We start from the raw sequence: 368 nt of genomic DNA, 5'->3' as shown, positions 1-368 counted from the left end.
GATACTTCTTGTACCACACTTCGTCCCCCTGAAGATACTCACGGAAATTGCCCTTGGCCATAGACCTGTAATGGTGCATCACCGGGATCGGGTTGTACATCTTCTCGGCTAGCGCCACCAGATGCGCATTGGGTCGATAGATGATCGGTGAATTCGTCCACTCCAGAACCTGCGGGTTCGACTTGCTCATCTGGTACACTGCCTTGTCCGCGTCCCAGCCCGCAAAATCCATGATATCCGTGTCGATCCCGAGATCGCGCAGCACCTCGGTCAGTTCCGGCGTGTTTATGTCCAGTACATCACGGCGCTTATTCACCGTCAGATACCGATCGACAGGGCGGCAGTAGATGAAGCGAACGTCGTAATCC

Annotated in this window: 1 protein-coding gene; it reads right to left on the bottom strand. The window is 54.6% G+C overall.

Going from position 1 to position 368, the window contains the following annotated elements; translation table 11 throughout:
* On the bottom strand, positions 1–368 hold a 368-nt coding region (locus AC1RPJ_RS07955; RefSeq protein ID WP_481762870.1), incomplete at both ends, for a DNA polymerase beta superfamily protein.

The organism is Dellaglioa sp. CoH-57-MRSF-17 (genome assembly GCF_056782015.1).
Note: the sequence above shows the minus strand (reverse complement) of the source record. Positions and strands in the feature narration are given on the sequence as shown.